Origin of the sequence: Bradyrhizobium sp. (assembly GCF_049798375.1) — a bacterium.
In the GTDB taxonomy this organism is placed as follows: Bacteria; Pseudomonadota; Alphaproteobacteria; order Rhizobiales; family Xanthobacteraceae; genus Bradyrhizobium.
Map to the genome: position 1 here is coordinate 1 of NZ_JBARGP010000791.1, position 6,214 is coordinate 6,214.

Here is a 6,214-nt window from a genome sequence, read left to right on the forward strand (position 1 = left end):
GCATTGTCGATCTGCTTGCCGGTCGACGCCTGGCCGCCGGTCATCGGCACGATCAGTCCGATCTTGAACGTATCCTCCGCGCGCGCCGCGCCCAATGCCAACGCGCTCGCGATCACCGCCGCGCTGAACAGAAAACCTGGAATACGCATATTGTCCCTCCTCAGCACGCCACCGCTCTCCGCCGCTCGATACCGCGACGCAGCACGACTTTTTTGGCTGAGTCCAAAAGCTATTACAATTCGACAACGGCAAACATCTACGTGCCGCTCTAGCAGCTATAGCGATCCGGCATAGTTCATTCGGACAGATATACCTTTTCGAGTTGACGCCGATGAATCGGGCCGCGTCGGCTCAATATCGGCGGTCCTGCAGGGGGCTCGTGCATAGGTCATTGATGACGTGACCAGACCACATCAGCGTTCGCGCACCGCCCGTGTCCATGCATCCCGATAGCCGTGCAGGCCTTCGATCGCCCGGGGGTACACAGTGACCAACGACGGCCGAAAGTCTGGCGCCGGCCAATTCGCCAACAACGCGGCGCCCCGCGCCGTTCCGGCAGCATCGGAACTTGCGAACACCGTTTGCGACGGGCGCAGTGCGGCAAGCAACATCGCATAGCGGGGGTTGGCCGCGAAACTGCCTTCGACGATCAGGTCGCCGCTGGTCGCACCCATGCGGGTCAGCATCAGATCGCTCATCAGCGCGACATAGAGCGTCGCCAGCGCCGGACGGTCGGCGGACGCGATCTCGCCGCGAATTTCACTCTGCTGCGAGGCGAACGGGCCGCCCCCGCCCTGCCCGGCAAAGCTCGGCAGAGCCATCACGCCAGATGCGATCACACGCGCCAGCGACGTTTCGTCCGGACTGCCGTGCGCCCCGGCGATCGCAGCATATTCGCGCCCGCCCATGAAACGCCCGGTCGCAACGGGACGTCCCTCGACATCGACATTGGCCAGCGTGTCGTCGGCCGGGTCGAGCCCGTCGAGGCCGAGGCCGGGCGCCATCAGGATCACCCAGGTGCCGGTCGACAACAGCGTGAATGGCTGCCTGCGCGAGCCGAGATGCGGTAACAACGAGGCGTTCGAGTCATGCACGCCGCAGAGCACGTCGACGTCGTGCCGCAGCCCTGTCGCGGAGGCAATGTCCGGCTTGATCGGCGCGAGACGTCGATAGGCCGGTTGCAACGGCGGCATCAATCGGCTCAATTCGAGGGCCGAAACGACGCTGGAGAATCCGCCCCGTAACGGCGCCCACAGGTCGGAATGCGCACCGAACGAGGTGACCTCGGCCGCCGCGACGCCCGACAACCGCCATGCCCAATATTGCGGATAGGCAAGCAGGTGTTTGGCCCGCCCGAACCGCTCGGCGCAGTGCTGCCGCTGCCAGGCCAGTTGGCGCGCAAAGTTCTGCCCGGCAGGCAGCTTCGGCGAGAACGTCTCTGAAAACGGCGGACGCAGCGACGCATACAGCGGTTCGATCTCCTCGACGCCGGCGAACTCGTAGTCCATCACCGGCAGCACCAGGCCGGCCTTGTCGATCAGCGCGGCCGCGCAGCCATGGGTGGTCGGAACGATCGCCGCAATCGGGCTGACCCTATTGGCCTCCGCCAGTGCGCCTAACAGAAATTCCCAGATCTGTTCGACATCTGCATGCGCATAGGGCGGGCCAGCCACCATGCGATTAGCGACGGCGCGCTCCCACACGAGCACGCCATCGCCGCCGAAGGTCGCGACCTTCACATTGGTCTTGCCGATATCGAGGACCGCGGTGACACCGCTCATGCTGTCCGCCCGTTACTCGCCATAGGCGCAGCGCCGGTCCCTTTCGCCACCAGGAACCGGCGCGAACCGCGATCAGAAGTCGAAGTCCTTGATGTTATCCTTGGTGAAGATGAACGGTGAGCCCAGCAGAATCTCGCTGCCGTTGATGACGTTGAGCTTGCCGAGCTTGCCGGCCTCGACCGAGGTCGCGCCCGGCTTCAGCTTGCCGTCGACCACCGCGCGCATCACATAGGTGGCCGCATAGCCGAGATCGACCGGATTCCACAGCACGACGGACTTGACGCAACCGGCGTTGACATAGGGCTTCATCGCATTCGGCGTGGCGAGGCCGACGACGGCGACCTTGCCGCACAGGCCTGCCTTGGTGACGGCTTCGGCTGAAGCCGGCGTGGCGACCGACGTCATGCCAAACAGGCCGGCAAGCTTGTCGCCGTATTTGTTGATCAGCGTGGTGGCCTGGTTGAACGACAGCACGTTGTCTTCCTGCGCTTCCACCGTCTCCAGCCATTTCAGCTTGGGATGGCATTTGGCGGCGTAAGCCGACATCTCGGCGATCCAGCGCGCCTGGTTGGGCGTGGTGAAGGTGCTGGTAACGATGGCAAATCCCTTGTCCTCGCCAGCTTCCTTGGCCATCGCGTCGATCATCGCCTTGGCGATGCCGTTGAACTCGGCCTGATTGACGAACCACTCGCGCGCGTCGGGCTGCGAATTGGCGTCGTAGCCGACCACGTGGATGCCTTTCGACAAGGCTTTCTTGAGAACGGGGGCGATCGCCACCGGATCATTGGCCGCGAACAGGATGCCGTCGACGCCCCGGGTGATGTAGTTGTCGATGAACTTGATCTGCTCGTCGATCTTGGCTTCGGTCGGCCCGTCGGTAGTTACCTTGACGTTCCCGATCTCCTTGGCGGCGTCCTGCATGCCCTTCGACGTTGCGTTGAAATAGCCGATGCCGATCAGCTTCGGGACATCCACCAGGGTGATCGGCTTGCCAGCCTTGTCGGGCGCGCCGGTGACCTTGCCGCCGTCATAGGGCTTGGCGGCAGCCGCGGCCGGAGGGCTGGCATCGCACGCCAGCGGGTTGGTCGGAAGATCGTCGGCGCCGTCCCATTTGTCTGCGGCAAAAGCAGAGCCGCTCGCCATCACCGCGCCGAGAATCAGCAGTGCGGTCGTCTTCATCGTACGATGTATGATGATCGTCTTCATGATGACCTCCTCCCCTACAATGCCGCTTCCTGCGGCTTATCACTCCATCAGCTCGCGACCTCGCGACGTCCATGGAGAGAGCTTGCGATCAGCGTGGATGCGATCAGGACCGCACCGATGACGATGATGGTGGCGTCGCCCTTGACTCCGGTCAGCGCCAGCCCGTTCTTTAACAGCTGGATCATGACCAGGCCGATTACGGTACCCCAGATCGTCCCAACCCCGCCGAAAATACTGGTGCCGCCGAGGACCACAGCGGCGATGACGTCGAGCTCGTAGCCGCTGCCCATGTCCGAGCGCGTTGTGGTGACGCGCGACACCAGCACCCAGGCCGAGACCCCGGCAGCCAGCCCGGACAGCGTGTAGACGATAAGCTTGACCCGATCGACCGGCAGGCCGGAAAACCGCGCGGCGGTCTCGTTGCTGCCGATGGCGTAGAGCGTGCGGCCGAAGGTGGTGCGATCCAGCACGATGCCGGCCACGACGATCCCAACGAGCAGGATCCAGAGCTGCACCGGCACGCCGAGCCATTCCCCTTGGCCCGTGAAGAAGAACCATTCGGGATAGTTGCGCACCGAGCGCGCCTGGCTGATGCCCTCAGCCAGCCCCCGGTAGAGCGCCAGGGTGGCGATGGTCATAATCAGCGGCGGCACCCTGATGCGGGTGATCATCAGCCCGTTGACGAAGCCCGCGACGCCGCCGACGGCGATGGCGAAGACGATCGCCAGCGGCAAGGGGAAGCCGAGATTCTTCCAGGAGTAGCCGAGCATGATCGCGCACAGCCCGACGATCGATCCCACCGACAGGTCGATGCCGCCGGTGATGATGATGAACGTCATCGGCAGCGCGATGAGGCCGACCTCGGTCATCAGGCGGCCCTGGTTCAAGAGATTGTCGACCGTCAGGAAGTTTTGGTTGAACAGACAGAGGATCAAGAGCGCAACGGCCAGGATCGCCGCCAGCAGGGTCTCGTGGCGGATCAGCCAACCCGGAGCTGATGACCGGACCTCGGATGCCAGCACCGCCATCGCGATTATCCTCCCACCTGACGGCGGCGACGCCGCAGGATGTCGGCGATCACTGTAACCAGGATCAATCCGCCCTGCACGGCGTGAATCCAGTATGGCGAGACATTGATGAAGACCAGCGCGCTGGCGATCTCGGCGATCAGGATCGCCGCCAAAGTTGATCCGACCACCGTGCCGACGCCTCCGAGAATGCTGACGCCGCCGACCACCGCGGCGGTGATCACCGTCAGCTCCAGATTGGGCGGCACCGTGGACTGGATCACCTTGAGCTGGGTCGCGAACAGCAGCGCCGCGATCCCCGCGAACAGCCCATGCAGCGCGAACACCATCATCACGGTCCGCCGCGGCGACACGCCGCAGAGACGCGCGGCCTCGGCATTGCCGCCGGTGGCGTAGATCGCGCGGCCCTTGGCCGAATAGCGCATCCACAACGCGGCCAGGATCGTTGCCGTCACCATCATCAGCACCGGCATCGGCAGGATTCCGAACAGCTCGATATCTGCGAGATGGAACGCTTGCGGCAGGTCAGTGATCCATCGGCCGCCGGTGACGCTGATCAGGCCGCCCTTGAGGATCGACAGCATCCCGAGCGTGACGACGATCGACGGAATTCTCAAATAGGCGATGACCGCGCCTTGCAAGGCCATGACAAGGACGCCAACCACGAGTGGCGTGAGCCAGACCAGGATCATCGGCACGCCCGCCACCGCTAGCGATCCGCTGATGGTGGCGAGAACACCGATCAGCGAGCCGACCGAGATATCGATGTTGCCGGATACGATCACCATCGACATGCCGATCGCCGCGACGGCGATATAGGCGTTGCCAAGCACGATATCGGTGAGGTTGCGTGTCGCCAGAAAACGCGGATTGTCGAGGCCGACCACGATCGCGATGCCGATGATCGCGAAGGCCAGCAACGCCTCCTGCGAGGCAAACACGGGCAGCGCGCCGCCTTCCCCGGGTCGTCTCCGTGAGAGCGCCAGGGTGCTCATGCCGCCCTGCCCGCGTCAGTGCCGTGGCTTCCCATCATGGCCGCACCGACCGCTTCGGGCGTCGCGTCCGCGCGCGCAAATTCGGCGACCAGCCGGCCCTCCCGCATGACCAGCACCCGGTCGCTCATGCCGAGCACTTCAGGCAACTCGCTGGAGATCATCAGAATGGCCAGGCCCTGCGCCGCAAGCTCGCACATCAGCCGGTGGATTTCCGCCTTGGCGCCGACGTCGATGCCGCGGGTCGGCTCGTCGAGCATGAGCAGCTTCGGCTGGTTGGCGAGCCATTTCCCCAGCACGATCTTCTGCTGGTTGCCACCGGACAAGCGGCCGACCGCCTGATCCAACGAACGGGTTCTGACGCGAAAGCGATTGACTCCGGCCTCGGCCATGCGCGTTTCTGCCGCTGAATCGATGAAACCGAAGTGGGCTACTTTGGCCAGGCTGGCCAGCGAAAAATTCTCGCGCACGCTCATGGAGCGGACCAGGCCCTGGGTGGCGCGGTCTTCAGGCACATAGGCGATGCCGAGTGCCCGCGCGCTGGCGGGCGCTCGGATCGCGACCTGCTTGCCGGACATGATGATCTGCCCCGACTCCGCCGGCGTCGCGCCAAAGATCGTCTGCGCCAACTCACTGCGGCCGGAGCCGACCAGGCCAGCGAGGCCGACGATTTCGCCGGCGCGCACGGTCAGGCTGACGCCTTTCGTTAAGGGCCGCCGCACCAAGTCGCGCACCTCCAGCACCGGCTTGCCGATCGCCACGTCAACTTTGGGAAACAGGCTTTCGATCTGCCGGCCGACCATCATCTGCACCAGTTCGCAAGAAGACGTTTCGGCGACCTTGCGGGTGCCGACATGGGCGCCATCGCGCAGCACGGTCACCCGATCAGCCAGCCGAAAAATCTCGTCCATGCGGTGGCTGATATAGACGATGCCGACGCCGCGCGACTTGAGCCGCCGCACCAGGTCGAACAGCCGCGTGACGTCATATTCGGTCAATGCAGCGGTCGGCTCGTCCATGATCAACAGCCGCGCCTCCTGCGATAGCGCCCGCAGGATTTCGACGCGCTGGCGATTGCCGACGCTGAGTGCGCCGACGGTCTGATTTGGCTTCAGATCCGTAATCTCGAGCGACGCAAGCAGCGCCTCGGTCCTGGCCGTCATCGCCTTCCAGTCGAGCCAGCCGCCACGGCTGCGCGGCGCATGAC

Annotated in this window: 5 protein-coding genes and 1 pseudogene; all 6 read right to left on the bottom strand. The window is 64.4% G+C overall.

Going from position 1 to position 6,214, the window contains the following annotated elements; translation table 11 throughout:
* Positions 1 to 149 (bottom strand): annotated as a pseudogene (locus tag WA702_RS30140) (ABC transporter substrate-binding protein); the annotation flags it as partial.
* Between the two features lie 264 nt (positions 150 to 413).
* Positions 414 to 1,781 (bottom strand): FGGY-family carbohydrate kinase, encoded by a 1,368-nt coding sequence (locus tag WA702_RS30145; protein ID WP_425114179.1) that lies wholly within the window; start codon positions 1,779 to 1,781, stop codon positions 414 to 416.
* Positions 1,782 to 1,853: 72 nt separating this feature from the next.
* Entirely contained in the window at positions 1,854 to 2,960 is a 1,107-nt protein-coding gene (locus tag WA702_RS30150) for a substrate-binding domain-containing protein (protein WP_425114183.1), read from the bottom strand.
* 74 nt (positions 2,961 to 3,034) lie between these two features.
* On the bottom strand, positions 3,035 to 4,015 hold the full coding sequence (locus WA702_RS30155) for an ABC transporter permease (RefSeq protein ID WP_425114180.1): 981 nt from the start codon (positions 4,013 to 4,015) through the stop codon (positions 3,035 to 3,037).
* Positions 4,016 to 4,020: 5 nt separating this feature from the next.
* Entirely contained in the window at positions 4,021 to 5,010 is a 990-nt protein-coding gene (locus WA702_RS30160) for an ABC transporter permease (RefSeq protein ID WP_425114181.1), read from the bottom strand.
* The coding region (locus WA702_RS30165) for a sugar ABC transporter ATP-binding protein (RefSeq protein WP_425114182.1) at positions 5,007 to 6,214 on the bottom strand (1,208 nt) is incomplete at its 5' end. The genes WA702_RS30165 and WA702_RS30160, both read right to left, overlap by 4 nt.